This window comes from Cedecea neteri NBRC 105707 = ATCC 33855 (assembly GCF_001571265.1).
GTDB classification, from domain to species: Bacteria; Pseudomonadota; Gammaproteobacteria; order Enterobacterales; family Enterobacteriaceae; genus Cedecea; species Cedecea neteri.
Window position 1 is genome coordinate 61,006 of the sequence record NZ_BCTL01000030.1, and the last position, 23,588, is coordinate 84,593.

At 54.4% G+C, this 23,588-nt stretch carries 23 protein-coding genes and 1 riboswitch; of the genes, 16 read left to right on the forward strand and 7 right to left on the reverse strand.

The window, feature by feature from the left end; genetic code table 11:
* Window positions 1-49 precede the first annotated feature (49 nt).
* Both CNE01S_RS25735 and CNE01S_RS13655 read left to right on the forward strand, forming a co-directional pair.
* Window positions 50-310: a hypothetical protein gene (locus tag CNE01S_RS25735; RefSeq protein WP_072279141.1), complete on the forward strand. Its 261-nt coding sequence runs from the start codon at window positions 50-52 to the stop codon at window positions 308-310.
* A 15-nt stretch (window positions 311-325) separates the two neighbouring features.
* Window positions 326-844 carry a helix-turn-helix transcriptional regulator gene (locus tag CNE01S_RS13655; RefSeq protein ID WP_061276789.1) on the forward strand — a complete coding sequence of 173 codons (519 nt, stop codon included), beginning with the start codon at window positions 326-328 and terminating at the stop codon, window positions 842-844.
* A gap of 12 nt (window positions 845-856) precedes the next feature.
* On the opposite strand, the gene CNE01S_RS13660 is transcribed toward CNE01S_RS13655, so the two are convergent.
* Window positions 857-1,567, reverse strand: a complete 711-nt coding sequence (locus tag CNE01S_RS13660) for an ABC transporter ATP-binding protein (RefSeq protein WP_061276790.1) — start codon at window positions 1,565-1,567, stop codon at window positions 857-859.
* 790 nt (window positions 1,568-2,357) lie between these two features.
* Here CNE01S_RS13660 and uvrB point away from each other — a divergent pair.
* Window positions 2,358-4,373, forward strand: coding sequence for an excinuclease ABC subunit UvrB (gene uvrB / locus CNE01S_RS13665; RefSeq protein ID WP_061276792.1), 2,016 nt, complete (start codon window positions 2,358-2,360; stop codon window positions 4,371-4,373).
* Between the two features lie 10 nt (window positions 4,374-4,383).
* Here uvrB and yvcK read toward each other — a convergent pair whose 3' ends face one another.
* The gene (yvcK, locus tag CNE01S_RS13670) at window positions 4,384-5,292 is read right to left on the reverse strand and encodes a uridine diphosphate-N-acetylglucosamine-binding protein YvcK (RefSeq protein ID WP_061276794.1); all 909 of its coding nucleotides are present in this window, start codon (window positions 5,290-5,292) and stop codon (window positions 4,384-4,386) included.
* Window positions 5,293-5,500: 208 nt separating this feature from the next.
* Window positions 5,501-5,634, forward strand: a riboswitch (molybdenum cofactor riboswitch).
* Between yvcK and moaA the strand changes: the two genes are divergently transcribed.
* The 7 genes from moaA (at window position 5,590) to CNE01S_RS13705 (ending at window position 9,721) form a co-directional block, all read left to right on the forward strand.
* Window positions 5,590-6,612, forward strand: coding sequence for a GTP 3',8-cyclase MoaA (gene moaA, locus CNE01S_RS13675; RefSeq protein WP_156479829.1), 1,023 nt, complete (start codon window positions 5,590-5,592; stop codon window positions 6,610-6,612). Its footprint overlaps the riboswitch before it by 45 nt.
* 24 nt (window positions 6,613-6,636) lie before the next feature.
* Window positions 6,637-7,149 carry a molybdenum cofactor biosynthesis protein B gene (gene moaB, locus CNE01S_RS13680; RefSeq protein ID WP_061276797.1) on the forward strand — a complete coding sequence of 171 codons (513 nt, stop codon included), beginning with the start codon at window positions 6,637-6,639 and terminating at the stop codon, window positions 7,147-7,149.
* A 3-nt stretch (window positions 7,150-7,152) separates the two neighbouring features.
* On the forward strand, window positions 7,153-7,638 hold the full coding sequence (moaC, locus tag CNE01S_RS13685) for a cyclic pyranopterin monophosphate synthase MoaC (protein WP_061276799.1): 486 nt from the start codon (window positions 7,153-7,155) through the stop codon (window positions 7,636-7,638).
* Complete coding sequence (gene moaD, locus CNE01S_RS13690; RefSeq protein ID WP_061276801.1) at window positions 7,631-7,876, forward strand: molybdopterin synthase sulfur carrier subunit; 246 nt, start codon at window positions 7,631-7,633, stop codon at window positions 7,874-7,876. The genes moaC and moaD overlap by 8 nt, the downstream gene beginning before the upstream one ends.
* A complete protein-coding gene (gene moaE, locus CNE01S_RS13695) occupies window positions 7,877-8,329 on the forward strand; it encodes a molybdopterin synthase catalytic subunit MoaE (RefSeq protein ID WP_061276803.1) in 453 nt (150 codons plus the stop codon).
* Between the two features lie 90 nt (window positions 8,330-8,419).
* Entirely contained in the window at window positions 8,420-9,130 is a 711-nt protein-coding gene (locus tag CNE01S_RS13700) for a Bax inhibitor-1/YccA family protein (protein WP_061276805.1), read from the forward strand.
* A 183-nt stretch (window positions 9,131-9,313) separates the two neighbouring features.
* Complete coding sequence (locus tag CNE01S_RS13705; RefSeq protein WP_039291296.1) at window positions 9,314-9,721, forward strand: YbhQ family protein; 408 nt, start codon at window positions 9,314-9,316, stop codon at window positions 9,719-9,721.
* Here the strand turns inward: CNE01S_RS13705 and CNE01S_RS13710 are convergent.
* From CNE01S_RS13710 to cecR, 5 genes are read right to left on the reverse strand one after another with little or no spacing between them, the layout of a single operon-like run.
* A complete protein-coding gene (locus CNE01S_RS13710) occupies window positions 9,683-10,789 on the reverse strand; it encodes an ABC transporter permease (RefSeq protein ID WP_061276808.1) in 1,107 nt (368 codons plus the stop codon). The genes CNE01S_RS13705 and CNE01S_RS13710 overlap by 39 nt on opposite strands.
* 10 nt (window positions 10,790-10,799) lie before the next feature.
* On the reverse strand, window positions 10,800-11,939 hold the full coding sequence (locus tag CNE01S_RS13715; RefSeq protein WP_061276810.1) for an ABC transporter permease: 1,140 nt from the start codon (window positions 11,937-11,939) through the stop codon (window positions 10,800-10,802).
* Window positions 11,926-13,674: an ATP-binding cassette domain-containing protein gene (locus tag CNE01S_RS13720; RefSeq protein ID WP_061276811.1), complete on the reverse strand. Its 1,749-nt coding sequence runs from the start codon at window positions 13,672-13,674 to the stop codon at window positions 11,926-11,928. The genes CNE01S_RS13715 and CNE01S_RS13720 overlap by 14 nt, the downstream gene beginning before the upstream one ends.
* Window positions 13,661-14,668, reverse strand: coding sequence for a secretion protein HlyD (hlyD, locus tag CNE01S_RS13725; RefSeq protein ID WP_061276812.1), 1,008 nt, complete (start codon window positions 14,666-14,668; stop codon window positions 13,661-13,663). Before hlyD ends, CNE01S_RS13720 begins: the two co-directional genes overlap by 14 nt.
* Window positions 14,658-15,353, reverse strand: a complete 696-nt coding sequence (gene cecR / locus CNE01S_RS13730; RefSeq protein ID WP_061276813.1) for a transcriptional regulator CecR — start codon at window positions 15,351-15,353, stop codon at window positions 14,658-14,660. Before cecR ends, hlyD begins: the two co-directional genes overlap by 11 nt.
* A gap of 253 nt (window positions 15,354-15,606) precedes the next feature.
* Between cecR and rhlE the strand changes: the two genes are divergently transcribed.
* The 6 genes from rhlE to bglF all read left to right on the forward strand — a co-directional run bounded on the left by rhlE (window position 15,607) and on the right by bglF (window position 23,578).
* Window positions 15,607-17,004: an ATP-dependent RNA helicase RhlE gene (gene rhlE, locus CNE01S_RS13735; protein ID WP_061276815.1), complete on the forward strand. Its 1,398-nt coding sequence runs from the start codon at window positions 15,607-15,609 to the stop codon at window positions 17,002-17,004.
* Window positions 17,005-17,135: 131 nt separating this feature from the next.
* A complete protein-coding gene (dusC, locus tag CNE01S_RS13740; protein ID WP_061276816.1) occupies window positions 17,136-18,071 on the forward strand; it encodes a tRNA dihydrouridine(16) synthase DusC in 936 nt (311 codons plus the stop codon).
* 307 nt (window positions 18,072-18,378) lie between these two features.
* A complete protein-coding gene (locus CNE01S_RS13745) occupies window positions 18,379-19,677 on the forward strand; it encodes an OprD family outer membrane porin (RefSeq protein ID WP_245874284.1) in 1,299 nt (432 codons plus the stop codon).
* A gap of 24 nt (window positions 19,678-19,701) precedes the next feature.
* Window positions 19,702-20,592, forward strand: coding sequence for a 5'/3'-nucleotidase SurE (surE, locus tag CNE01S_RS13750; RefSeq protein WP_061276820.1), 891 nt, complete (start codon window positions 19,702-19,704; stop codon window positions 20,590-20,592).
* 161 nt (window positions 20,593-20,753) lie between these two features.
* Window positions 20,754-21,593 carry a transcriptional antiterminator BglG gene (gene bglG / locus CNE01S_RS13755; RefSeq protein ID WP_061276822.1) on the forward strand — a complete coding sequence of 280 codons (840 nt, stop codon included), beginning with the start codon at window positions 20,754-20,756 and terminating at the stop codon, window positions 21,591-21,593.
* 137 nt (window positions 21,594-21,730) lie between these two features.
* Window positions 21,731-23,578 carry a PTS beta-glucoside transporter subunit IIABC gene (bglF, locus tag CNE01S_RS13760; RefSeq protein WP_061276823.1) on the forward strand — a complete coding sequence of 616 codons (1,848 nt, stop codon included), beginning with the start codon at window positions 21,731-21,733 and terminating at the stop codon, window positions 23,576-23,578.
* The last annotated feature ends 10 nt before the right edge of the window (window positions 23,579-23,588 follow it).

Consider the following 23,588-nt stretch of genomic DNA (forward strand, 5'->3'; position numbering starts at 1 on the left):
AGTTGTCATGTGACAACCTTTATGAGATGCTTTTTTAGCCGGAGGAGATATGGCAAGAAAACGGCACCCGCAAAAAGAAATTGAAGCGGCATTAAGCTATGCCGAATTTCAAGGATGGCGGGTCAAAGAGGGCGGTTCTCATTGCTGGGGAAAGCTTTATTGCCCGTGGAATGATAAAGCCTGCCGCTGCGGAGAGTTTTGCATCAGCTGTGTCTGGAGCACGCCTCGCAACGCAGAGAACCATGCCAGACAAATTCGCAGGCTTGTGGATGGGTGTGCAAATATGGCCCCACGCAGCGTCCTGCATTAACAAGGAGAAGGACTCATGGCGGAATACACGTTCACGCTTGTTTTTACGCTACCTAAAGGGCAAAAAGATCCGGAAAAGTGGGTTGGTGCGCTGGGCGCTGGTCGCTGTGATGATGCTCTGGTTGGCATTGGCGTGACGGGGCGCATTGCCCTGAATTTCATCCGTGAGGCAGACTCCGCAGAAGATGCCTTGCTCAGTGCGCTGAGGGACGTTTCAGGCATTATCCCTGGCGCTTTATTGGTTGAGGCGGCTCCTGATTTGGTGGGGTTGAGTGACGTTGCGGAACTGCTAGGCGTATCCCGGCAGTATATTCGGAAGGTCATGGTTTCCCGGGAGGCGTTTCCAGCCCCGGTACATGACGGGAAAACCGCACTATGGAATCTCGAAGCGGTTTTGCGCTGGATGAACAGCTCTGGCGTGAAGTCCATACCTTCGCCTTTGCTGGACATCGCAAAAGTGACGCGGCAGTGCAACCTGCATCGGGCTATGACGGATCTCAACCCGGTATTTCAGGCAAAATTAAACAATTTGTAGCAGAGCGCGCGTTCAGGGTTCCAGCCAGTCCGCAACGAGCTTGTCATCCAGCTGTGAAACATTGCCTTGCGCGACATTTCGGCCTTTATGTAGCAGGCAAAACTTGTCTGCAACCCGGCGTATAAAAGGCAGCTGCTGCTCAACCAGCAGAATGGTCAGGCCGAAGTCGCGGTTTAAGCGCCGAATGAGGTTGCCCATTTCTGTGATAAAACGATGTCCTCTACCGAGCGTTGGCTCATCCAGGATCAGCAGCTTTGGCTCCAGAACCAGTGCCCGGGCAAGCGCTAACTGCTGCTGCATATCTCCGCTAAGTTCGCCGCTTTTCACCTGCCGTAGACTATAAAGCTCGGGGAACAGGTCATCAATCAGCACAGGAATGGCCCGGGGGGCCTGATGGCCCGCCATCATCGCTATCTGAAGGTTCTCCTCAACGCTAAGCTGGGAGAAAATGCGTCTGTCCTGGGGAACATAGCCGATACCTAGCGCAGTCCGGCGTTCAATGGGTTTATTGACCAGGTCTTCAGGCGGCTGCCCCGCCTGTTGCCACAGCATAATGCCGCTTTGTACTGGCAAATAGCCGGTAATGCAGTTTACGAGCGTGGTTTTTCCCTGGCCTGGTGCGCCAAGGACGCAGGTGCATTCCCCCGGGGTCAGTTCGAGATCGAGGTTCCACAGTATGTGATGGTCACCGTAGAACTGATTAACAGCGCGTAAGCTAAGCATGGCTAATCTCCGTGGTTGGGGAGTCGTTTCCCCCCTTGATATGCTGCAATTAGCTTGCCAGCTTGGATATAACGCCTGAAAGTATGGCGCTCTTCAGGATAAAACTGAGTATCGGTTCCCTGAAATGGTGAGACCGGTATGCAGAATTGCACTTAGCTGCACCCGGCGGGTGCTAAAAAGAACGAATTTGGTGCAATAAAACGCCTTTTAACCTCAGGATATATCTCGATTTCGAGATCTTGCTCAATATGGCCGGGTATAGCGAAATCGAATGAATAAAAGCAAAAAAATTAGCGAAATTTTTTTTTCATCCCTGACACAGAAAGATCAGGGATTTTTCCGAGTGGCTAAGCAAAAGGGCTGGATGCAGTTATCCACTATTCCTGTGGATAACCTTGTGCATTAGAGTTAGAAAACTTGACGAAAGCGAGAGCGGGCGCGGCCTGCGGCCAAATTGGCGCGAAACCGGTCTTTGTGAAATATTCATTTGAATTCAAGTTGTTAAATAAAATCAACTACTGCAATAAAACTGTCAAACATTCGGCCAGAGGTATCCTTACCTCCCTTGACAAATGTTAAAAGGCGAAAAAATTTGGGGATAACCGGTAGTGACTGGAGATTTATCTGGCGAAGGGGCAAATTGTGGGCAAACAAAGTGGCAAAAAGCAGCCGTTAGCAGGCTTAGTAAAAATGAGAACTGGTGTTTTATACAGTTTTCTACTGGCAAAAATCCCACTGCCGGGTAAAATTACTCTCCGGCCCGCTCGTTTCTTCATCAGGTAGCCCGTTCATGAGTAAAGCGTTCAAACTGAATTCCGCATTTAAACCTTCTGGCGACCAGCCTGAAGCAATCCTCCGCCTTAAAGACGGGCTTGAAAACGGGCTGGCGCACCAGACGCTGCTGGGCGTAACGGGGTCGGGTAAAACCTTCACGGTGGCAAACGTGATTGCCGATCTTCAGCGCCCAACGATGGTGCTGGCGCCAAATAAGACGCTCGCGGCGCAGCTTTACGGCGAGATGAAAGAGTTCTTCCCGGACAATGCGGTTGAGTTTTTTGTCTCTTACTACGATTACTATCAGCCAGAAGCTTATGTGCCGAGCTCGGACACCTTCATTGAAAAAGATGCATCGGTGAACGAACACATTGAGCAGATGCGTCTGTCGGCAACCAAAGCGCTGCTTGAGCGCCGGGACGTTATCGTGGTGGCATCCGTGTCGGCGATTTACGGTCTGGGCGACCCGGACTTGTACCTGAAGATGATGCTTCACCTGACGAAGGGAATGATTATCGATCAGCGGGCGATCCTGCGCCGCCTGACCGAGCTGCAATACACGCGTAACGATCAGGCTTTCCAGCGCGGTACGTTCCGGGTAAGAGGGGAAGTGGTTGATATCTTCCCGGCGGAATCAGACGATCTTGCGCTGCGAGTGGAGCTGTTCGACGAAGAGGTTGAAAGGCTGTCGTTATTTGATCCACTAACCGGGCAAATCGATCAAACTATTCAGCGTTTTACCATCTACCCTAAATCGCACTACGTTACGCCGCGCGAGCGTATTGTGCAGGCGATGGAAGACATCAAAGTTGAGCTGGCCGAGCGTCGAAAATTCCTGCTGGAAAATAATAAACTGCTGGAAGAGCAGCGTATTGCCCAGCGTACCCAGTTTGATCTCGAGATGATGAACGAGCTGGGTTATTGCTCGGGCATTGAAAACTACTCGCGCTTCCTCTCCGGGCGAGGGCCTGGCGAACCGCCTCCAACGCTGTTTGACTACCTTCCAGCCGATGGTCTGCTGGTGGTGGATGAATCCCACGTCACTATTCCGCAAATTGGCGGGATGTATCGCGGTGACCGCGCCCGTAAAGAAACGCTGGTGGAATACGGCTTCCGCCTTCCTTCAGCACTGGATAACCGCCCGCTAAAGTTCGAAGAGTTCGAAGCGCTTGCCCCGCAGACCATCTACGTTTCAGCGACGCCGGGTAACTACGAGCTTGAGAAATCCGGCGAGGACATTGTTGACCAGGTTGTACGTCCTACGGGCCTGCTTGATCCGGTGATTGAAGTGCGTCCGGTGGGCACTCAGGTGGATGATTTGCTCTCGGAAATTCGTAAGCGTGTGGCTATCAATGAACGTGTATTGGTGACGACGTTAACCAAACGGATGGCGGAAGACCTGACCGAATATTTAGAGGAGCATGGTGAACGCGTCCGCTATCTGCACTCGGATATTGATACCGTAGAGCGCATGGAGATCATCCGCGATTTGCGCCTGGGTGAGTTTGACGTGCTGGTGGGGATAAACCTGCTGCGAGAAGGTCTTGATATGCCGGAAGTGTCGCTGGTTGCGATTCTGGATGCAGACAAAGAAGGTTTTCTGCGTTCCGAACGTTCGCTTATTCAGACCATTGGCCGTGCGGCGCGTAACGTTAACGGCAAGGCGATTCTCTACGGCGATAAAATCACGCCGTCAATGGCCAAAGCGATTGGTGAGACCGAACGCCGCCGTGAGAAACAGCAGCGTTACAACGAAGAAAATGGCATTACGCCGCAGGGCCTGAACAAGCGAGTAGTGGATGTCCTGCAGCTTGGTGAAGGCATGGCGAAGACCAAAGGGCGGGTTAAAACCAAAGCACGCAGCGTGATTGAAGACGATGAAATCGTCATGACGCCAAAAGCGCTGCAGCAGAAAATTCACCAGCTTGAAACCAAAATGCTGGAGCACGCGCAGAATCTCGAGTTTGAAGAGGCGGCGCAGATTCGCGACCAGCTTCACAAGCTGCGCGAACTGTTTATCGCCACCTCATAAGCTACGAGGTTTACCCGAGCTGCTGTACGGCCTGCTCGAGGGCCGCTCGCAGCAGCTGGCGGTCGTGGCGATACCGGATGTCGCTGGCTTCCAGCGGCTGCTGAATAACCAACCTGTCGCCCACTTCGCTGACGTCGACCTGCGGGCCAACCAACACGGCATCGATAACGCGTTTTCCGATATGCTGTTCCATCAGCTCCAGTTTTTGACGCAATGAAAGGCCTGCCGCCGCAGGGCTAAGCTCTTTGCCCAAATTTCCGATGTACACCATTGGCGCCGGCGTGCGGCGCAATGCCTGATCCATCTCTTCAAGCAGCAGAATAGGCATCAGGCTGGTGTAAAAACTGCCGGGGCCAATCAGAATTAAATCGGCCTCAGCAATGGTCTCTATGGCTTCACGCGTGGCCGGGACTTTTGGGTAGACCGCGAGATCCTGCGGTGGATTGAGCAACTGGTCGATACTGACTTCGCCATAAACGGCGTTGCCCTGGTCGTCGGTAGCCATTAAATCGACCGGATGTTCCGACATCGGAATCAGCTGCGCATCGACCTTCAGCAGGTTACGAATTAAATTGATTGCCTCCAGAGGGCGCACGCTGAGGTGATCCAGCGCCTTTAACATCAGGTTTCCGAGGTTATGTCCTGAAAGTTCGCCGTTACCGCCAAAACGGTACTCAAACATTGTTGATGCTACGCTTGGTTCGGTGATCAACTGGTTCAGGCAGTTGCGCATATCTCCCCAGGCAATCCCACCCTCAGAGCGTCGAATGCGTCCGGTTGAACCGCCATTGTCGGTTGTGGTGACGATGCCAGTTAAACGTGATCCGAGGGAAGAAAGGGATGACATTACGCGACCCAGGCCGTGTCCACCGCCCAGCGCGACAACGCGATCAAGATCTGCAAGCGTGCGATTACGCATAGAAAAGATAATCCTTAAGAGGCATACAGGCGCTTAAGGTAGCGTAAAAGCGTTAAAAAGACGATTCTTGCTCTGTGGATAATGATGCATATCAAAGTAAAAGTTAGCTTTTTAAGTACTCTGTAGCGAAATTAAGCAATCATCCCGTTATGTATGGATTTATATAGCGAAAACTGATATGGCGCGAAGCCAGATGTCGCGCTACTATCGCAGTAACACACACTCAAGCCCTGGTACCTAAGTCACAAGATAAGGTGCCCTGGCCGCAGCCCTGAGGTTGCCAGGGTGCAGGAAGAAATGACTGCATCTCCCGTATTTGGAAAGGTGTATTCAGTGTCCCAGCTTACCGATGCTTTTGCGCGTAAGTTCTATTACTTGCGCTTATCAATTACCGACGTCTGCAACTTTCGCTGCAGCTATTGCCTGCCTGATGGCTACAAGCCACACGGTGTGGCCAATAAAAGCTTCCTCAACGTCGATGAAATCCGCCGCGTTACCCGGGCTTTTGCCGCCCTGGGAACCGAAAAGGTGCGCCTGACCGGCGGGGAACCTTCTTTGCGCCGCGACTTTACCGAGGTAATCGCCGCGGTGCGTGAAAACGCGTCTATTCGCCAGCTGGCGGTGACGACCAACGGTTATCGCCTGGCCAGGGATGTTAACGCGTGGCGTGATGCCGGGCTCACCGCCCTTAACGTTAGCGTCGATAGCCTGGATGCCCGCCAGTTTCACGCCATTACCGGCCAGGATAAATTTCGGCAAGTGATGGAAGGGATTGACGCGGCTTTCAGCGCGGGTTTTGAGCGGGTAAAAGTGAACACCGTGCTGATGCGCGACGTTAACCACAACCAGCTAGAGACCTTCCTCGCCTGGATCAAACCGCGTCCTATCCAGCTCCGCTTTATTGAGCTAATGGAAACTGGCGACGGTGGCACGCTTTTCCGCAAGCACCATATCTCCGGCAAAACGATTCGTGACCAGCTGCTTGAACGCGGCTGGGTACATCAGCTGCGTCAGCGCAGCGATGGGCCCGCCCAGGTGTTCTGCCATCCTGACTATGAAGGGGAAATCGGGCTCATCATGCCGTATGAGAAAGATTTCTGTGCCAGCTGCAATCGGCTGCGAGTTTCGTCAGTCGGCAACCTGCACCTTTGCCTGTTTGGCGAACAGGGAATTGCGCTGCGGGATCTGTTGGCGGATGACGCCCAGCAAAGCGAGCTGGAAGGGCGTATTTCTTCCGCGCTGGCGCAGAAAAAGCAAACTCATTTCCTGCATGACGGTAATACCGGCATCACCCAAAATCTGTCGTATATCGGCGGCTAGAACCTGCCCACAAGGAGAATATCGATGAGTCAGGTAAGCGCAGAGTTTATCCCGGCACGCGTTGCTATTTTGACGGTGTCCAGCCGTCGAGGTGAAGATGACGACACTTCGGGTCACTATCTGAGTGAGGTCGCCACGGAAGCGGGGCATCAGGTGGTAGACAAAGCTATCGTCAAAGAAAATCGTTATGCCATCCGGGCTACCGTTTCGCAGTGGATTGCCGATGAGCAGGTCCAGGTGGTGCTGATCAACGGCGGCACCGGGTTTACCGACGGAGACCAGACGCCTGAGGCGCTGCTTCCGCTGTTTGACCGAGAAGTTGAAGGCTTTGGCGAGCTGTTTCGTATGCTCTCGTTTGAAGAGATTGGCACATCCACACTACAGTCTCGCGCCGTTGCGGGCATGGCTAACAAAACGCTGATTTTCGCCATGCCGGGCTCAACGAAGGCTTGCCGAACCGCCTGGGAAAATATCATTCAGCCTCAGTTGGATGCCCGTCAGCGCCCGTGCAATTTCCACCCACATATTAAGAAGTAAGTTATGTCGCATTTGACCCATATTAACGCCGCCGGGGAAGCGCATATGGTGGACGTGTCCGCCAAGGCTGAAACGGTACGCGAAGCCCGCGCCGAAGCTTTTGTGACCATGCTACCGGAAACGCTGGCGATGATTGTCGAGGGCAGTCACCACAAAGGTGACGTTTTTGCCACGGCACGTATTGCGGGGATCCAGGCCGCTAAACGCACCTGGGAACTGATCCCGCTTTGCCATCCGCTTTTACTCAGCAAAGTAGAAGTGCAGCTCGAGGCTCAGACTGAGTACAGCCGTGTTCGCATCGAGTCCGTGTGCCGCCTGACGGGAAAAACCGGTGTAGAAATGGAGGCATTGACTGCGGCCTCCGTCGCCGCGTTGACCATTTATGACATGTGCAAGGCAGTACAAAAAGATATGGTCATCGGCCCGGTACGCCTGCTTGAAAAAAGCGGCGGAAAATCCGGCGATTTTAAGGTGGACAACCATGCTTAATGTCCTGTTTTTTGCCCAGGTACGTGAACTGGTTGGCTGCGACAGCCTGACGCTGGATGAAGCCTACGGCGATGTGGAGCAACTTCGTGCGGCATTGGCCGACAGAGGCAGCCGCTGGGCGCTGGCATTGGAGTCCGGCAAGCTGCTGGCCGCGGTCAATCAAACGCTGGTGAGCTTTGATCATCCGCTGGCGAAGGGTGACGAAGTGGCCTTTTTCCCACCGGTGACCGGAGGTTAAATGGACAGCACCCGTATTATTGTTGGCCGCGAGAATTTTAACGTCGGCGAAGAGTATCAGTGGCTTTCGCAGTGCGATGAAGACGGTGCTGTCGTGACCTTCACCGGCAAAGTCCGCAACCATAACCTTGGCGACAGCGTAAGTGCCCTGACGCTTGAGCATTATCCGGGAATGACTGAAAAAGCGCTGGCGGAAATCGTCGTTGAGGCGAGAAGCCGCTGGCCGCTGCAGCGCGTGACGGTGATTCACCGCATCGGTGAGCTGTGGCCCGGCGATGAAATTGTCTTTGTGGGGGTGACGGGCGCACACCGCAGCTCGGCGTTTGAAGCCGCTCAATTCATCATGGATTACCTGAAAACCCGCGCGCCGTTCTGGAAACGTGAAGCGACCTCCGAAGGTGACCGCTGGGTCGAGGCGAGGGACAGCGACAAACAGGCGGCTAAACGCTGGTAGGCTACGCGGTCTGTGGGATGTGTTAATCTTAAAGCGGGTGAGCCAAACAGCTCGCGTTAGAAGCTTAATACACAACACAGAGGAAGCATCATGGACCGATTCCCGCGTCCCAATGAGACTATCGTACAGCGTGCCAATACGGGCCTTCAGACCTTTATGGCGCAAGTTTACGGCTGGATGACCTGCGGTCTACTTTTAACCGCCTTTATCGCGTGGTACGCAGCGAATACCCCGGCGGTTATGGAGTTTGTCTTCTCCAGTAAGATCACCTTCTTTGGTTTGATTATCGTTCAACTGGGGCTGGTTTTTGTGCTCTCCGGCATGGTGCACAAGCTTAGCGCTAGCGTGGCGACTTCGTTGTTCATGCTTTACTCGGCGCTGACCGGGTTGACCATGGCGAGCATTTTCCTGGTGTACACCTATTCGTCTATTGCCAGCACGTTTGTGGTGGCCGGTGGGATGTTTGGCGCCATGAGCCTCTATGGCTACACCACCAAACGTGACCTGAGCGGCTTCGGCAACATGCTGTTTATGGCCTTGATCGGGATTGTACTGGCTTCGCTGGTTAACTTCTGGCTGAAAAGCGATGCGCTCATGTGGGCTATCACCTACATCGGCGTGGTGGTGTTTGTGGGATTAACTGCTTACGACACGCAGAAACTGAAAAACATCGGCGAGCAAATTGATACCCGCGACGCGCAAATGCTGCGTAAGTACTCAATTCTTGGTGCCCTGACGCTGTATCTCGACTTCATCAACCTGTTCCTGATGCTGTTGCGTATCTTTGGCAATCGCCGTTAATATGCACACCCCTCTCCTTCGGGAGAGGGCGTTTCCTCTCAATTTTGCTTTTCCTCTCGCTACTTTTTCCTGTCTGAACGGAAATATATTGCAATATCTGTCACAAAAAGGGGGCGTATTGAGGAAATTTCCGTACACTTGCGTACTCTGATTAACAGGAAGAAATACTCCAGGAGATAAAGCATGAAGTGGCAACAACGTGTAAGAGTGAGAACCGGACTGGGTTGCTGGCAGATTATGCTGCATCTTGCGGTAGTCGCTGCCCTGCTCGTTGGCTGGAAAACGGCGACCTTGATCCCCGTAGGCGTGGGGCTGTGCCTGCTTTATGTTGCCACCGTGGTCATGATGTTTATCTTCCAGCGTTTTCATACCGGCCTGCTGCGCGACATTGGTGATTTCCTCGAAGAGCTGACCACCACCTGGTATTTTGGCAACGCGATGATTGCCCTCTGGCTACTGTCACGCGTGGTGCAGAGTCACCTGATTCTGGCGCTGGCCGGCCTGGCAATGCTCGCCGGACCGGCTATCTTCTCTCTGCTCGCGAAAGACAAGTCACGCAATCTTACGCCTAAACATCCAGTACGCCGCTGAACCCGTTGTGGCCGCAATGACCAGCAGCGGCCACAGACTCTGCCAGACAATCCCAAAGCTCGCATCCTTCAGGTAAATCTGTTTCGTGATGTCGGTGAAATGACGAATTGGGTTTATCCACGTTAAATCCTGCAGCCAAACCGGCATGTTTTCTACCGGCGAGACATAGCCGGAGAGCAGAATCGCCGGCATCATAAAGACAAACACGCCGATAAATGCCTGCTGCTGGGTTGAGCAGAGGGCGGAAATCAGCAGCCCGAACCCCACCAGCGACAGCCCGTAGACGATCATCGTGAAGAAAAACAGCAGCAGCGAGCCGGAGAAGGGGATGTGATACCCCCAAATACCTACAGCCAGCACAATGGTGGCCTGCACCAGCGCGACAATTTGGGCTGGAACCGCTTTGCCAATAAAGATTTGCCAGGTGGCCAGGGGAGAAACCAACAGCTGATCGAGCGTGCCTTGCTCGCGTTCGCGGGCAACCGAAAGGGACGTTACAATCATCACCCCGATGGTGGTTATCATCGCTATCAACGACGGCACCACAAACCATTTGTAATCAAGGTTAGGGTTATACCAGTTGCGAATAGTCAGCTCACTATTGTTGGGTTTTGGCTGGCCGGTCATTAGCTCTTGCTGATAGTTATTGACGATTTGCTGGAGATAATTCGCGGCAATCTGCGCGCTGTTTGAGTTACGTCCGTCGAGCAGGATTTGCAGCTTCGCCGGATTCTGACTGGCAATATCGCGCGAAAAATTCGCCGGGAAGCGAATTAACAGAAGTGCTTTTTGGTTGTCTATCGTCGGCTGTATTTCCTGCGGGCTTTTCAGCAGCTGTACATGGCTGAAGGCGCTGGCGCGGGCAAAACGCTGGGTCAGTTCAATCGAGTGATTGCCGTTGTCTTCGTTATAGATAGCGATGGTGGCATTAGTCACCTCAAGCGTGGCGGCAAACGGGAACAAAAGCACCTGTAGCAGCACCGGCAAAATCAGGATGGCACGGGTTTGAGGTTCACGCAGCAGCGACTGCAGCTCTTTGCGAATTAACGTCCATAAACGATAAAACATGCTTTCTCCCTTAATCGAGCCGACGTTTGGTTTTCAGCGCCGTCAGGCCGATAAATATCACCGCCGAGGCAATCAAAAACAGCGTATTGACGATTAACACAGAGGTGATATTCCCCGCCAGGAACAGGCTTTGCAGCGTACTGACGAAGTAGCGCGCCGGAATAACGTAGGTGACTGCCCGGATAATCGCCGGCATGCTGTCTATCTGGAAAATAAAGCCGGACAGCATGATGGACGGTAAAAATGCGGCGTTTAGCGCTACCTGAGCGGCGTTGAACTGATTACGCGTAATGGTGGAAATCAGCAGTCCCATGCCCAGCGTGCTGAGTAAAAACAGGCTGGTTATCAGAAAAAGCAGCACCAGCGAGCCGCGCCACGGCACGCCGAGGACGAATACCGTCACCAGCATACAAAGCAGCATCGCCAGCATGCCCAGCACGTAGTAAGGCACCAGCTTGCAGAGCAGCAGCTCGGTTCGCGTTACCTGAGTGGAAAGCAGGGCCTCCATGGTGCCGCGCTCCCATTCCCGGGCCACGACCAGAGAGGTCAGTATCGCGCCGATAACCGTCATGATGATGGTCACAGCGCCGGGAATAATAAAGTGCTGACTGATGGCGGCGGGGTTGAACCAATAGCGCAGCTGCACGTCGATTAGCGGCTCAAAATGTTCGCCACGGTCTTCCGCCCGCTGCTGCTGCCAAAGCTGCCAGATCCCCTGCATATACCCCTGCACAAAGTTAGCCGTATTGGGCTCGCTGCCGTCGGTGATCACCTGAATCGGGGCCGTTGCGCCCGGGCGGGCCATGTTCTGTGCAAAATCGGGAGGGATAGTCACCATGCCGCGAATCTTCCCGGCCTGCATCAACTGAATAAGCTGCTCGCGGTTATCGCTGATGGTGGGCTGAATAAACGGCGAAGCGCTGATCGCGTGGCTGAAGTCCAGTGCATCTTCGCTTTGCTGTTCAATCAGGACGCCGACGTGTAGACGGCTGGAATCCAGGTTAATGCCGTAGCCGAAGATAAACAGCAGCAGAAGTGGGATAACCACGGCGATTAACCAGCTGCTGGGGTCGCGCACAATTTGCCGCGTTTCTTTCACGCACAGGGCGCGGACGCGGCGCCACGATACTCTTTGGCTATGTTCGCTCATCGCTGTGTTCCTTATCCCATTCGTGAATCAGCCCGATAAACGCCTGCTCCATGGTCGGATCCGGCGTTTCGTCGTCCGCCACCTGCTGCTTCAGGTCGTCCGGCGTGCCGCTGGCTATCAGCTTGCCGCGGTACACCAGCCCGATTCGGTCGCAGTATTCGGCCTCATCCATAAAGTGAGTGGTCACCATCACCGTGACGCCTTGCTCCACCATGCTGTTGATATGCAGCCAGAATTCGCGCCGGGTAATCGGGTCGACGCCGGAAGTCGGTTCATCAAGAAACAGAATGTCCGGCTCGTGCATCAGCGAGCAGGCGAGCGCCAGCCGCTGCTTAAAGCCAAGTGGAAGCGAGTCTGTGGTGCTGTTGGCGATAGGCTGCAGCGCAAACGCCTCGCTCATGCGGTTAATTTTGTCCTGTTGGGCACGTCCGCGCAGGCCATAAACCCCGGAGAAGAAACGCAGGTTTTGCGCTACCGTCAGGTTGCCGTAAAGCGAGAATTTCTGAGCCATATAGCCAAGATGCTGGCGTGCTTTGCCTGAGCTGGTTTTCAAATCCATGTCCAGTACCAGCGCCTTGCCCGAAGTGGGGACTAACAAACCGCACATCATCTTGAAGGTGGTGGACTTCCCCGCGCCGTTGGGGCCGAGCAGCCCGAAGATTTCGCCGCGCTTAACGGCAAAATTAACGTGGTCGGTTGCCGCAAAGTCGCCAAATTTTTTGGTCAGCTCTTCGGCCTGAATCACCGTCTCGCCGGACTCACCGTCAACGGTATGAAGAATATCGCCGAGTGGCGATTCGTTAGCCCCGGCACCGCCCAGTAAATCAATAAAAGCATCTTCAAAGCGCGGATCGGTTTCTTTCAGGCTGGTCTCGGGAACATTCAACGCGTTAGCCAGTTCGCTGATGTTGGAATCCTTAGCAAGGATCAGCCGTACCGAACGCCCCTGAATCACGCCGTCGCTTACCTGCGGCAGCTTCAGGGCCCGCTGAAGAAGCTGGCGGTTGTTTTCGTGCTCATGGCTGACCAGCAGCGAACGCCCGGCCATCTTCTGCGTCAGCGCTTTCGGCGCGCCGTGATAAAGCAGCTCACCTTCGTTCATCAGCAAAATTTCCCGGCACTGCTCGGCTTCATCCAGGTATGACGTGCTCCAGAGAATCAGCATGCCTTCGCCCGCCAGCTCGTGCACCATCTGCCACAGTTCGCGCCTTGAAATAGGGTCAACGCCCACGCCCGGCTCATCCAGCAGCAGCACTTTCGGCTGGCCGACCAGGGTGCAGGCGAGGCCAAGCTTTTGCTTCATCCCACCGGAGAGCTTGCCCGCCAGGCGCCCGGTAAATGGCCCCAAAGATGTAAACTCCAGCAGCCGGGCAAACGTGCTCTTACGCTGCTCCCCGGTCACGCCTCGCAGGTCGGCATAAAGCGTGAGGTTTTCCATTACCGTCAAATCTTCGTACAGGCCAAACTTTTGCGGCATATAGCCCAGTTCTGCGTGCAGGGCGCGATCGTCTTTAATCGGGTCAAGGCCGATGACTGAGGCGGATCCCTCGCCAGGCTGAAGTAGCCCGGCAAGCATCCTCATCAGCGTGGTTTTCCCCGCGCCGTCGGGGCCAACCAGTCCGGTCACCGCTCCCGCGTGAATTTCGCAATCAAGGCTGGCGACGGCTGGCTTTTCAAGTCCAGGGAAACGCTTCACCAGCCCCTGCAGGCGAATGACCGCGTCATTGTTGCTCATGCTGTGTTCCGCCGTTGAATTTCACCGTAACTGGCATGCCCTGACGCAGCGAGTCATCTGCATCGGTCACGATAATGCGCAGGCGGTAGACTAAATCCGTGCGCAAATCCGGCGTTTCAACCGTTTTCGGGGTGAACTCCGCCGTCGGAGACACAAAGCCCACTTTACCGTGGTAAGGCTTGTCCGGGCGGCCATCGGTATAAATCAGCAGTTCGCTGCCGGGTTTGGCCTGCCCCAGATTGGTTTCGTCGATATATGCGCGAACCCATACCGGGCGAGTGAGTGAAAGGGTGAGTACCGTACTGCCCGCATTAAGCATACTCCCAGGCTCCACCGCGCGGGTCAGCAACGTGCCGTCAGAAGGGGCAATAAGAGTGGTGTCCTGCAGATCGAGCTGCGACTGTGCCAGCTGCGCTTTGGCCTGCTGCAGGCTGGCCTGCGCCTGAGCAATTTCCTGCGGGCGGTTGCCGCTGCGGTACTGGCTGAGCTTATCCTGGGCCGCTTTCAGCGTGGCTTTTGCCTGATCGCTGGATGAGCGGGCGTTAGCTAAGTCATTCGCCGAGATGGTTTTGGTCGCCCACAGCCCTTGCTGACGCTGGTAGAAGTTTTGCGCGTAGTCATAGGCCGCCTGTGCCTGGTTAACCTGCGCCGCAGCCTGGGCTATTTCTTCATCGCGGTAGCCCGCAATAATTAAATCGTATTTGGCCTGGGCGGCCGCAACGTTGGCTTCGGCCTGACGCAAAGCGTTTTCATAAGGCGCTTTATCTATCAGCCCGAGGGGTTCACCGGTTTTGATCGCATCGCCTTCATCAACCTCAAGCGCCGCGAGCCGTCCTCCCACGCGGAAGCTCAAGTTAACGGTGCGGATATCCACGTTGCCGTAGAGCGTCAGCTCGCTGTTTTGCTGGCTCTGGTACCATTTCCAGCCGCCAAACGCCGCGGCCACGAGCGCTACAATCACAATGACGGCAATCACCGGCTTCTTATTGTTCATCACTAGCGTTTCCTCTGTTTACGGATAATCCCTGCAGGATGAAATCAACGTGGCTCAGCACCACGCGGCTTATTTGCTGCACCTTTGCCTGGTCAAACTGAGGCCAGCCGGTGCGCAACAGAATTGTTTCTCGCCCAAGCCGGAAGGCCAGCACCTGGCCGAGCAGCGTGTGGGTATGCAAAATGGTGTCGGTATCAAAGGGATCTCGCCCGGTATAGTGCGCCACCAGCGTGGTCAGCAGGGAGTGCATGGGGTCGATAACCTGCTGGTGAATAAGCTGGTAAGCGGCGGTGGGAGAAAGTTGTTCTCGGGAGATAAATTTACTCAGGTTAAGCGTGTCGTCGGCGGTCAGCAGGGCGATCATTTGCCCGAGTGCGGTATGAATAAGATGCCGTATTTTCTCTTTGTCCGGTTCTGGCTGGCACAGCAGGGCTTCTGCGGCTGCAACATGCTCGTGGAAGTTACTGCTAATGAAGTCGGCGATCCACTGTGCGGAAGCCAGATAAAGCGCGTCTTTGGAGCCAAAGTAATAGGTGATAGCGGCGATATTTTGCCCGGCCTGGGCGGCGATATCTCGCGTCGTGGCGTGCATGCCGTACTCGGCAAATTGCGCAATCGCGGCGGCGATCAGCGTATTTTTAGCCTGCTCTCCGCGGCTGGTGACGGGCGTCGGCGAAGGTGTCATACCGACCTCTTAAAATGTTAATCAATCGATTGATTAAGAGTAAGCAAAGTTATCAACCCTGTCCAGCGCAAGGCTTTATTCTGTTAGCGCGGCAGATAGTGAGAATTTATGCGGAAGATCACAAAAACTGCTACACTGCACGCGAACGGCGCCGTGGTTTGCGCCTCCTCTCTTCGCCAGCTTAGCGCTGGCGCGTGATGTTCCCCCTGGAAACTACACCGCACAATGCGGTCAGGGCGGTTCTGGAGTTCCTATGTCTTTTGATTCTCTCGGCCTGAATGCCGATATTTTGCGTGCGGTGGAAGAGCAGGGCTATCGTGAGCCTACCCCAATCCAGCGCCAGGCAATCCCGGTAGTCTTATCAGGCCGTGACCTGATGGCCAGCGCCCAAACCGGCACCGGCAAAACCGCAGGTTTTACCCTGCCGCTGTTACAGCGTCTGACCGACAGCGCGCCTCACCTGAAGGGCCGTCGCCCGGTGCGTGCGCTGATCCTCACCCCAACCCGCGAACTGGCGGCGCAGATTGGTGAGAATGTCCGCGACTACAGCAAATATTTAAATATTCGCTCGCTGGTTGTCTTCGGCGGCGTGAGCATTAATCCGCAGATGATGAAGCTGCGCGGCGGCGTGGATGTGCTGGTAGCAACGCCAGGCCGTTTGCTGGATCTTGAGCATCAGAACGCGGTGAAACTCGATCAGATCGAGATCCTGGTGCTGGATGAAGCCGACCGTATGCTGGATATGGGCTTCATTCATGACATTCGTCGCGTGCTGGCTAAACTGCCTGCGCGCCGCCAGAACCTGCTGTTCTCGGCAACTTTCTCCGACGACATTAAAGCGCTGGCTGAAAAGCTGCTGCATAACCCGGAAGAAGTCGAAGTGGCTCGCCGCAACACGGCGTCTGAGCAGGTCACACAGCACGTTCATTTTGTGGACAAAAAGCGCAAGCGGGAACTGCTGTCGCAGATGATTGGCGAAGGTAACTGGCAGCAGGTGCTGGTGTTCACCCGCACCAAACACGGCGCTAACCACCTGGCAGAGCAACTGCAAAAAGACGGTATCACCGCGGCGGCAATCCACGGTAACAAGAGCCAGGGGGCTCGTACGCGTGCACTGGCTGACTTCAAAAGCGGTGGTATTCGCGTTCTGGTGGCGACCGATATCGCGGCTCGTGGCCTGGACATTGAAGAACTGCCGCACGTTGTTAACTACGAGTTGCCAAACGTGCCGGAAGACTACGTGCACCGTATTGGCCGTACCGGCCGTGCGGCAGCCACTGGCGAAGCACTGTCTTTGGTGTGCGTGGACGAGCATAAGCTGCTGCGTGACATCGAACGTCTGCTGAAGCGCGAGATCCCACGTATCGCATTGCCTGGTTTTGATGTTGATCCGTCGATTCCGGCTGAGCCAATCGTGAATGGTCGCCAGCAGCGTGGCGGCGGTGGTCGTGGTGGCCAGGGCGGTCGCGGTGGTCAAAACCAGGGGCAGGGTCAGCGTCGCAGCGGTAATGGCGGTAGCGCTAATGCCTCCGGCGATCGTAATAACGGTCCGCGTCGCAGCAGTAAACCGCAGGGCGAAGGTGCAGCGAAGCCGGCAGGTGAAAATGCCCGTCGTCGTCGTCCGCCGCGTAAGCCAGCGTCAGCGCAGTAAGTTTTTTATACCCTCACCCTAACCCTCTCCCTAAAAGGGAGAGGGGATTAAAGACGCCCTGTGTTCGCCCTTTCCTCTTTGGGAAAAGGGCCGGGTGAGGGGACAACAACACAAATATTATCGGATGCGTCATGCGTGTTCTTCTTGCCCCGATGGAAGGGGTTCTCGACTCTTTAGTTCGCGAGCTTCTTACCGAGGTTAACGACTACGATCTCTGTATCACCGAATTTCTTCGCGTGGTCGATCAGCTTTTACCGGTTAAATCCTTTCTCAAACTTTGCCCTGAACTTAACCACGCCAGCCGCACGCCGTCTGGAACGCTGGTCCGCGTTCAGCTACTAGGGCAGTACCCACAGTGGCTGGCTGAGAACGCCGCACGTGCCGTCGAGCTGGGCTCGTGGGGCGTGGACTTAAACTGCGGTTGCCCGTCAAAACTGGTCAACGGCAGCGGCGGCGGCGCGACTTTGCTCAAAGATCCTGAACTCATTTATCGCGGGGCGAAAGCCATGCGCGAGGCAGTTCCAGCGCATTTACCGGTCACGGTAAAAATTCGGCTCGGTTGGGATAGCGGCGCGCGGCAGTTTGAAATTGCTGATGCTGTACAGCAGGCGGGCGCAACGGAGCTGGTGGTTCACGGCAGAACTAAGGAAGACGGCTATAAAGCCGAGCTGATCAATTGGGGGGCTATCGGAGAAATTCGCCAGCGGCTGGCGATTCCAGTCATCGCAAACGGGGAAATCTGGGACTGGCAAAGCGCGCAGGATTGCCTGGCCACGACGGGATGTGATTCGGTGATGATTGGACGCGGGGCGCTGAATGTGCCGAACCTGAGTCGGGTTATTAAATACAACGAAGCGAGGATGCCGTGGGCCGATGTCGTGACGTTGTTGCAAAAATATAGCCGCCTGGAGAAACAGGGTGATACCGGGTTGTATCACGTGGCAAGGATTAAACAATGGCTTGGCTACTTGCGTAAAGAATACGTTGAGGCAACGGAACTGTTTACTGTAATTCGTACATTAAAAACGTCCGGTGAAATTGCCAATATTATTGGTGCATTAAAATAAACTTTTCTAAAGAACCCGTTAATTGATCTTTTAATTAACGGGCGTTTTTTCTGATGAATTTCTTTTCTTACATTCTTTCCTGAATCAAGGTCACAAATTTCACCTTTTATTTTATTTAGTGCTGGAGGTTATTTTGGTGTGATGCCACTATAGCGACACAAATTACATCAAGGATTGTTACTGTCTAACAGGCAAAACCTAAATTCATTCTCCGGTTGTCGGGAAATGAATTTAGGTTTTTTTTTGCTTTTTTTTATTAAAACAAGGGACGTTTATCATGTACTCACGCACGAAAATAACCGGTGGCATGATGCTGCTATTTACTCTGGGAGGTATGCCCGCGGCTTTGGCCAGCTATTCTCACTATGACGGCGGCCTGCTCACAGACAGCCATCTCGATGCCACCTTAAAAAATGTCTGGATGTTGAATACCACCGACGCGATGGCGGATCAGGGTATTGGTGATCAAACTGCCTGGGCTCAGGCGCTGCATCTGGACTGGCAAAGCGGCTGGCTGTGGGATCACGTTGGGGTCGACGCGTCGTGGTATGGCGTAGCGAAGCTGTACGCTAACGATGCCTTCTACGGCAGGGACTTATTGCGGGACAAAAACGGCAAAGCTCAAGGCTTCAATAAACTTGGGCAACTGTACGCTAAAGCACGATGGGGTGACTCAGAGCGGCACCTCAATCTTTGGGCTGGCTGGCGTCAACTCTATAAATTTGGTGCGTTAAACGTTACCCGCAGCCGTGCTGCCCCCAGTACCTGGGAAGGCGTAAGCGCTGAGTTTGCGTGGGATGACTTTGGCGCAAAGGCCGCCGTTGTTAACCGTTTTTCTGAGCGCGATGAACCGGAAAAACGCCGCTTCCGAACCCTAAAAACAAACAAGCAAATTGACTATATCGCGACAAGCGAACTGAGCTGGGCTCCTACAAAGGGCAGTAAAATCAGCTACATTGCCGCTGAAAGCGATAGTTATCTTCTCCGCCACGGGCTTGAGGCTAACGCCGTGGTGCCGCTCGGTAAAGATTTCAATCTCCTGGCGCGGAGCACTTACTATTATGCTCGCGGTCTCAGCGATTGGGAGGGCGCCCGTGGCTTTAGCCGCAGCGCACAGCACCTTTTTGCTCTTGTCGGTTATCAATACGGGAGGTCTGAGTCCGGGCTTGGCTGGTCGCATACCCGAGCCTCTCTGGATAACGGTTTAGGTCAATTCTATTGGCATTTTGGTAAAAACACTCGAGGTGCCTTTAATAGCAAAGCCGATGGCGAAGGTAATGACTACGTCAATGACGGCGAACAAATGCTGTATTTATACAGCCAGTATCAGATCCTGCCTGAATTATTGGTTGGTATATACGGTAATTACGGCTTTGGGATGCAATATAAAGGTGTTGATTTAAAAGAGTGGGAGTACGGGGGGTATTTTCTATGGCATAGCCCGCAGATAAAAGGCCTGAATGTATTTGCTGGCTTCGGTCCGAGTTATGGCTGGAAGTTAACCCTTGCCAGAATGCCTGCCCTGGATGAAAAAAATCATAATTTCCGTCGCGCTAAAGGCGTGGGGGGAAGCGTACGCGTGGAATATCGGTTTAATTTATTTTGATTACGTCATAAATAAGGAGTGAACATGAAAAAGAAAATTATCGCCGGGCTGGTGCTTACGTTAATGGCGGCCTCTGCCTTTGCCGCCGAGCGCCCAATGCGCATTCTGCTGGTCAATGACGATGGCTGTCAGTCTGTGGGGACAACGTCATTGCAGGAGAAACTGGCGGCGAAAGGGTATGACGTCTGGATGGTCGCCCCCGCGACTAATCAAAGCGGTATTGGTTCGGCCATTACCTTTAAGCCAAATAAAATATTTGATGTTAAAAAAGTGGCCGACAAACGCTACTGCTTCCCTGGCACCCCCGCAGACTCCCTTGACTTCGGCGTGCTGGGCGTGATGAAAGAGACGCCTCCGGATCTGGTGATATCCGGCGTGAACGACGGCCCTAATACCGGTGTTGCTCAGCTAAATTCTGGCACCATCGGTGCTGCGGCTCGCGCGGTTCGTTATGGTTATCCTTCCATTGCCGCCAGTATTGGCTACATTCTCAGCGAGGAGGAGATGAAGGCCGGATGGCCGAGTACCCATAAATACTGGCCGGACTCCGTGGATTATATCGCAAGCCTGGTGGATACGCTGGCGAAAAACTGGCAGCCGGGCAAGCCACTGTTCCCTGCTGGCTCGGGGTTGAGCATCAACTATCCGCCTCTGGAAAAGAAGGCCGTTAAGGGCGTGAAATTTGTTGAGAACGAGCGTAACCCGGTGCCGCAGCATTATTACAAGCTGCTCCCGGACGGCAAAGCGCAGCAAATCATGAGTGATAAAGTGCTGACGCCGGTGGACACTGACACCGATACCGGCTGGCTGAATCGCGGGTACATCACCTGGACCGTTTTTGACGGAGAGTGGAACGCGCCGCAGTTTGACGAGCAGTACCGCAAGCTGTTTGCCGCTGAGACTGAAGCTAAATAGCAACGCGGTGCCGCGATCGCTATCACGCTTTTCGCCCCGCAGGCTTGAGCGATATATTCTCCGTGATAGAGTGCGGAAGTTGGATTGTTACTGCGCTTAGCAGGCAAAACCTGATTATCTGGCTCTGCCAGAGGTCAGGTTTTTTTGTTTCTGGGGTAACCATGGAAATTGCCAAGATACTGAACAACAACGTAGTGGTTATCCTCGACGAGCACCAGCGCGAGCAGGTGGTGATGGGAAAGGGGCTGGGTTTTCAAAAGCATCCCGGCGATAGTCTCGACCGCAGCAAGATAGAAAAGGTTTTTGCCCTGCAAAGTGATGAGCTGGTGGCGCGGCTAAGTGAACTGTTGAATAAGATCCCGCTGGAGGTGATGACCGCCTGCGACAGGATTATTCAACTGGCGCGTGAGCGGCTCGGCAAGCTGCAGGAAAGTCTCTACATTTCGCTCACCGACCATTGCCACTTTGCGATTGAGCGTCAGAAAAAGGGCATGGCTATCCGCAATGTGCTGCTTTGGGAGATCAAGCGCCTTTATCCTAAGGAGTTTGCCCTGGGTGTTGAAGCGCTTGGCATTATCGACCAACGCCTTGGCGTACGGCTGGCGGAAGACGAGGCGGGGTTTATTGCTCTGCACCTGGTCACCGCCCAGCTTGCAGGGGAGATGCCGGAGGTCATGGACGTCACCCGAGTGATGCAGGAAATCCTACATATCGTGAAGTACCAACTGCAAATTGAGTACCAGGAAGAGAGCCTCAGCTACCAGCGTTTCGTGACCCATTTGAAGTTCTTTGCCCAAAGAATGCTAAATCGGGCCACCGTCCCGGATGATGACGAAACGCTGCACGTGGCGGTGAAAGAGAACTATCCGCTGGCGTGGCGCTGTGCGGAAAAACTTCAGCGCCACCTCGCCAAAAGCTATCAGCGTGAGCTGACCAACGAAGAAATAATGTTCCTCGCCATCCATATCGAGCGGGTACGTAAAGAGAGCCAAAAGGCTTAAACAACAAGACGGATTGTTACTGCTTCGGCAGGCAAAACCTGAGCATTGTCTTCCCTACGGGGTGGCCGGCTCAGGTTTTTTTTTTAACCTTACTCAGCACATTTCGCCTGCGGGCGTGACGTAAAAGGAAAGCGGTTATGGACTATCAAGGGCTGGCGCAAGACATTCTGAAACATGTCGGCGGGAAGGAGAACATCGTTAGCCTGGTGCACTGTGCGACCAGGCTACGCTTCAAGCTGAATGAACCCAGGCTCGCAGAGCCTCAGGCGCTGAAGAGCAACCCGGGCGTTATCACGGTGGTGGAGAGCGGTGGTCAATTTCAGGTAGTCATTGGCAACCACGTTCACGATGTCTACACGGCAGTTTGTGCTGCGGCAGGCATCAGTGAAGAAGGCATAACAAAAGAAATCCGGGACGAAAAAAGCAATCCATTGAACCGGCTTATCGATATCGTTTCGGCAATTTTCACCCCCTTCCTGGGCGTGATGGCCGCCTCCGGTATTCTTAAGGGGATGCTGTCGCTTGGCGTTGTTTGCGGTTGGCTAAATACCGAATCCGCCACCTATAAAATCTGGTTTGCCGCCAGCGATTCGCTGTTTTATTTCTTCCCGTTGGTTCTGGGCTACACGGCCGGGAAAAAGTTTGGCGGTAGCCCGTTCCTGACCATGGCCATCGGTGGAGCTTTAACGCATCCTCTGATTACTCAGGCTTTTGAGGCCGCATCCCAGCCGGAACGTTTTCTTGGCATTCCGGTGACCTTTATCAACTACAGCTCGTCGGTCATCCCGATTATCTTTGCCGCCTGGGTCAGCTGCTGGCTAGAAAAGCGCTGCAACAAGGTATTCCCGGCGGCGATGAAGAATTTTTTCACCCCCTTGATCTGCCTGGGCGTCGTGGTTCCACTGACGTTTCTGGTTATTGGCCCGGCAGCAACCTGGCTGAGCCAAATGCTGGCGCATGGCTATCAGGCTATTTACGCCTTTGCGCCGTGGCTGGCGGGAACCGTGATGGGGGCTATCTGGCAGATCTGCGTGATCTTCGGCCTGCACTGGGGGCTGGTGCCGATCATGATCAACAACCTCAGCGTGCTGGGTCACGATACGCTGATGCCGCTCCTGCTTCCGGCGGTGATGGGGCAGGTGGGGGCCACGCTCGGGGTCTTCCTCTCCACGCGAGACGCAAAACTTAAAGTGCTGTCCGGTTCGGCGGTCACCGCCGGGATCTTCGGCATTACCGAACCCGCTGTTTACGGCGTGACGCTGCCTAATCGCCGCCCCTTCATTTTTGGCTGTATTGCCGGGGGAATCGGCGGGGCTATCGTCGGCTTTAGTCAGAGCAACCTTTACTCCTTCGGCCTGGCGAGCATTTTCAGCCTGGCGCAAATGCTGCCTCCGGGTGGCATGGACAGCACTGTGTGGGGCGCGATTATCGGTACCGTACTGTCGCTGCTGCTGGCCTGCGGGTTAACCTGGGCCTTTGGTCTGCCGCGCAGCGTGCAGTCAGCTTCATTACCAACGGCCATTGCCGGAGATGAAGACATTCTGGCCCCGATGAGCGGCACCGTACTGGCGATGGAACAGGTCCCGGACGCCACTTTTGCCGGGGGATTATTAGGCAAGGGGGCGGCCATCATTCCGCTGAGCAACGAGGTCCGTGCGCCGTTTTACGGTGAAGTTGCCTCGCTGTTCCAGACTCGCCACGCCATTGGCCTGCTGAGCGACAGCGGCATCGAAGTTTTAATCCACATTGGTATCGACACGGTGAAGCTGGATGGACAGCACTTCACCGCGCACGTCCAGCCGGGGGACAAAATTAAACCCGGCGATCTGCTCATTGAGTTTGACCGCGAGGCCATTCTCGCCGCCGGGTACGACCTCGCTACGCCAATAATTGTCAGCAATAGCGAGGATTACCGGGAAGTGATCCGCGTAACGCCGCAGTCCAGTATTGATTCAGGTATGCCGTTCCTGACGGTAGAACGTTAAGCAAAGGAGA

Coding starts and splice junctions, on each gene's coding strand:
- rhlE (WP_061276815.1), top strand. CDS start 15,607: ATGTCTTTTGATTCTCTCGGCCTGAATGCCGATATTTTGCGTGCGGTG.
- moaD (WP_061276801.1), top strand. CDS start 7,631: ATGCTTAATGTCCTGTTTTTTGCCCAGGTACGTGAACTGGTTGGCTGC.
- bglG (WP_061276822.1), top strand. CDS start 20,754: ATGGAAATTGCCAAGATACTGAACAACAACGTAGTGGTTATCCTCGAC.
- moaE (WP_061276803.1), top strand. CDS start 7,877: ATGGACAGCACCCGTATTATTGTTGGCCGCGAGAATTTTAACGTCGGC.
- dusC (WP_061276816.1), top strand. CDS start 17,136: ATGCGTGTTCTTCTTGCCCCGATGGAAGGGGTTCTCGACTCTTTAGTT.
- CNE01S_RS13710 (WP_061276808.1), bottom strand. CDS start 10,789: ATGTTTTATCGTTTATGGACGTTAATTCGCAAAGAGCTGCAGTCGCTG.
- CNE01S_RS13720 (WP_061276811.1), bottom strand. CDS start 13,674: ATGAGCAACAATGACGCGGTCATTCGCCTGCAGGGGCTGGTGAAGCGT.
- CNE01S_RS25735 (WP_072279141.1), top strand. CDS start 50: ATGGCAAGAAAACGGCACCCGCAAAAAGAAATTGAAGCGGCATTAAGC.
- moaA (WP_156479829.1), top strand. CDS start 5,590: ATGACTGCATCTCCCGTATTTGGAAAGGTGTATTCAGTGTCCCAGCTT.
- CNE01S_RS13655 (WP_061276789.1), top strand. CDS start 326: ATGGCGGAATACACGTTCACGCTTGTTTTTACGCTACCTAAAGGGCAA.
- moaB (WP_061276797.1), top strand. CDS start 6,637: ATGAGTCAGGTAAGCGCAGAGTTTATCCCGGCACGCGTTGCTATTTTG.
- CNE01S_RS13745 (WP_245874284.1), top strand. CDS start 18,379: ATGATGCTGCTATTTACTCTGGGAGGTATGCCCGCGGCTTTGGCCAGC.
- moaC (WP_061276799.1), top strand. CDS start 7,153: ATGTCGCATTTGACCCATATTAACGCCGCCGGGGAAGCGCATATGGTG.
- yvcK (WP_061276794.1), bottom strand. CDS start 5,292: ATGCGTAATCGCACGCTTGCAGATCTTGATCGCGTTGTCGCGCTGGGC.
- CNE01S_RS13705 (WP_039291296.1), top strand. CDS start 9,314: ATGAAGTGGCAACAACGTGTAAGAGTGAGAACCGGACTGGGTTGCTGG.
- hlyD (WP_061276812.1), bottom strand. CDS start 14,668: ATGAACAATAAGAAGCCGGTGATTGCCGTCATTGTGATTGTAGCGCTC.
- cecR (WP_061276813.1), bottom strand. CDS start 15,353: ATGACACCTTCGCCGACGCCCGTCACCAGCCGCGGAGAGCAGGCTAAA.
- uvrB (WP_061276792.1), top strand. CDS start 2,358: ATGAGTAAAGCGTTCAAACTGAATTCCGCATTTAAACCTTCTGGCGAC.
- CNE01S_RS13715 (WP_061276810.1), bottom strand. CDS start 11,939: ATGAGCGAACATAGCCAAAGAGTATCGTGGCGCCGCGTCCGCGCCCTG.
- CNE01S_RS13660 (WP_061276790.1), bottom strand. CDS start 1,567: ATGCTTAGCTTACGCGCTGTTAATCAGTTCTACGGTGACCATCACATA.
- CNE01S_RS13700 (WP_061276805.1), top strand. CDS start 8,420: ATGGACCGATTCCCGCGTCCCAATGAGACTATCGTACAGCGTGCCAAT.
- surE (WP_061276820.1), top strand. CDS start 19,702: ATGAAAAAGAAAATTATCGCCGGGCTGGTGCTTACGTTAATGGCGGCC.
- bglF (WP_061276823.1), top strand. CDS start 21,731: ATGGACTATCAAGGGCTGGCGCAAGACATTCTGAAACATGTCGGCGGG.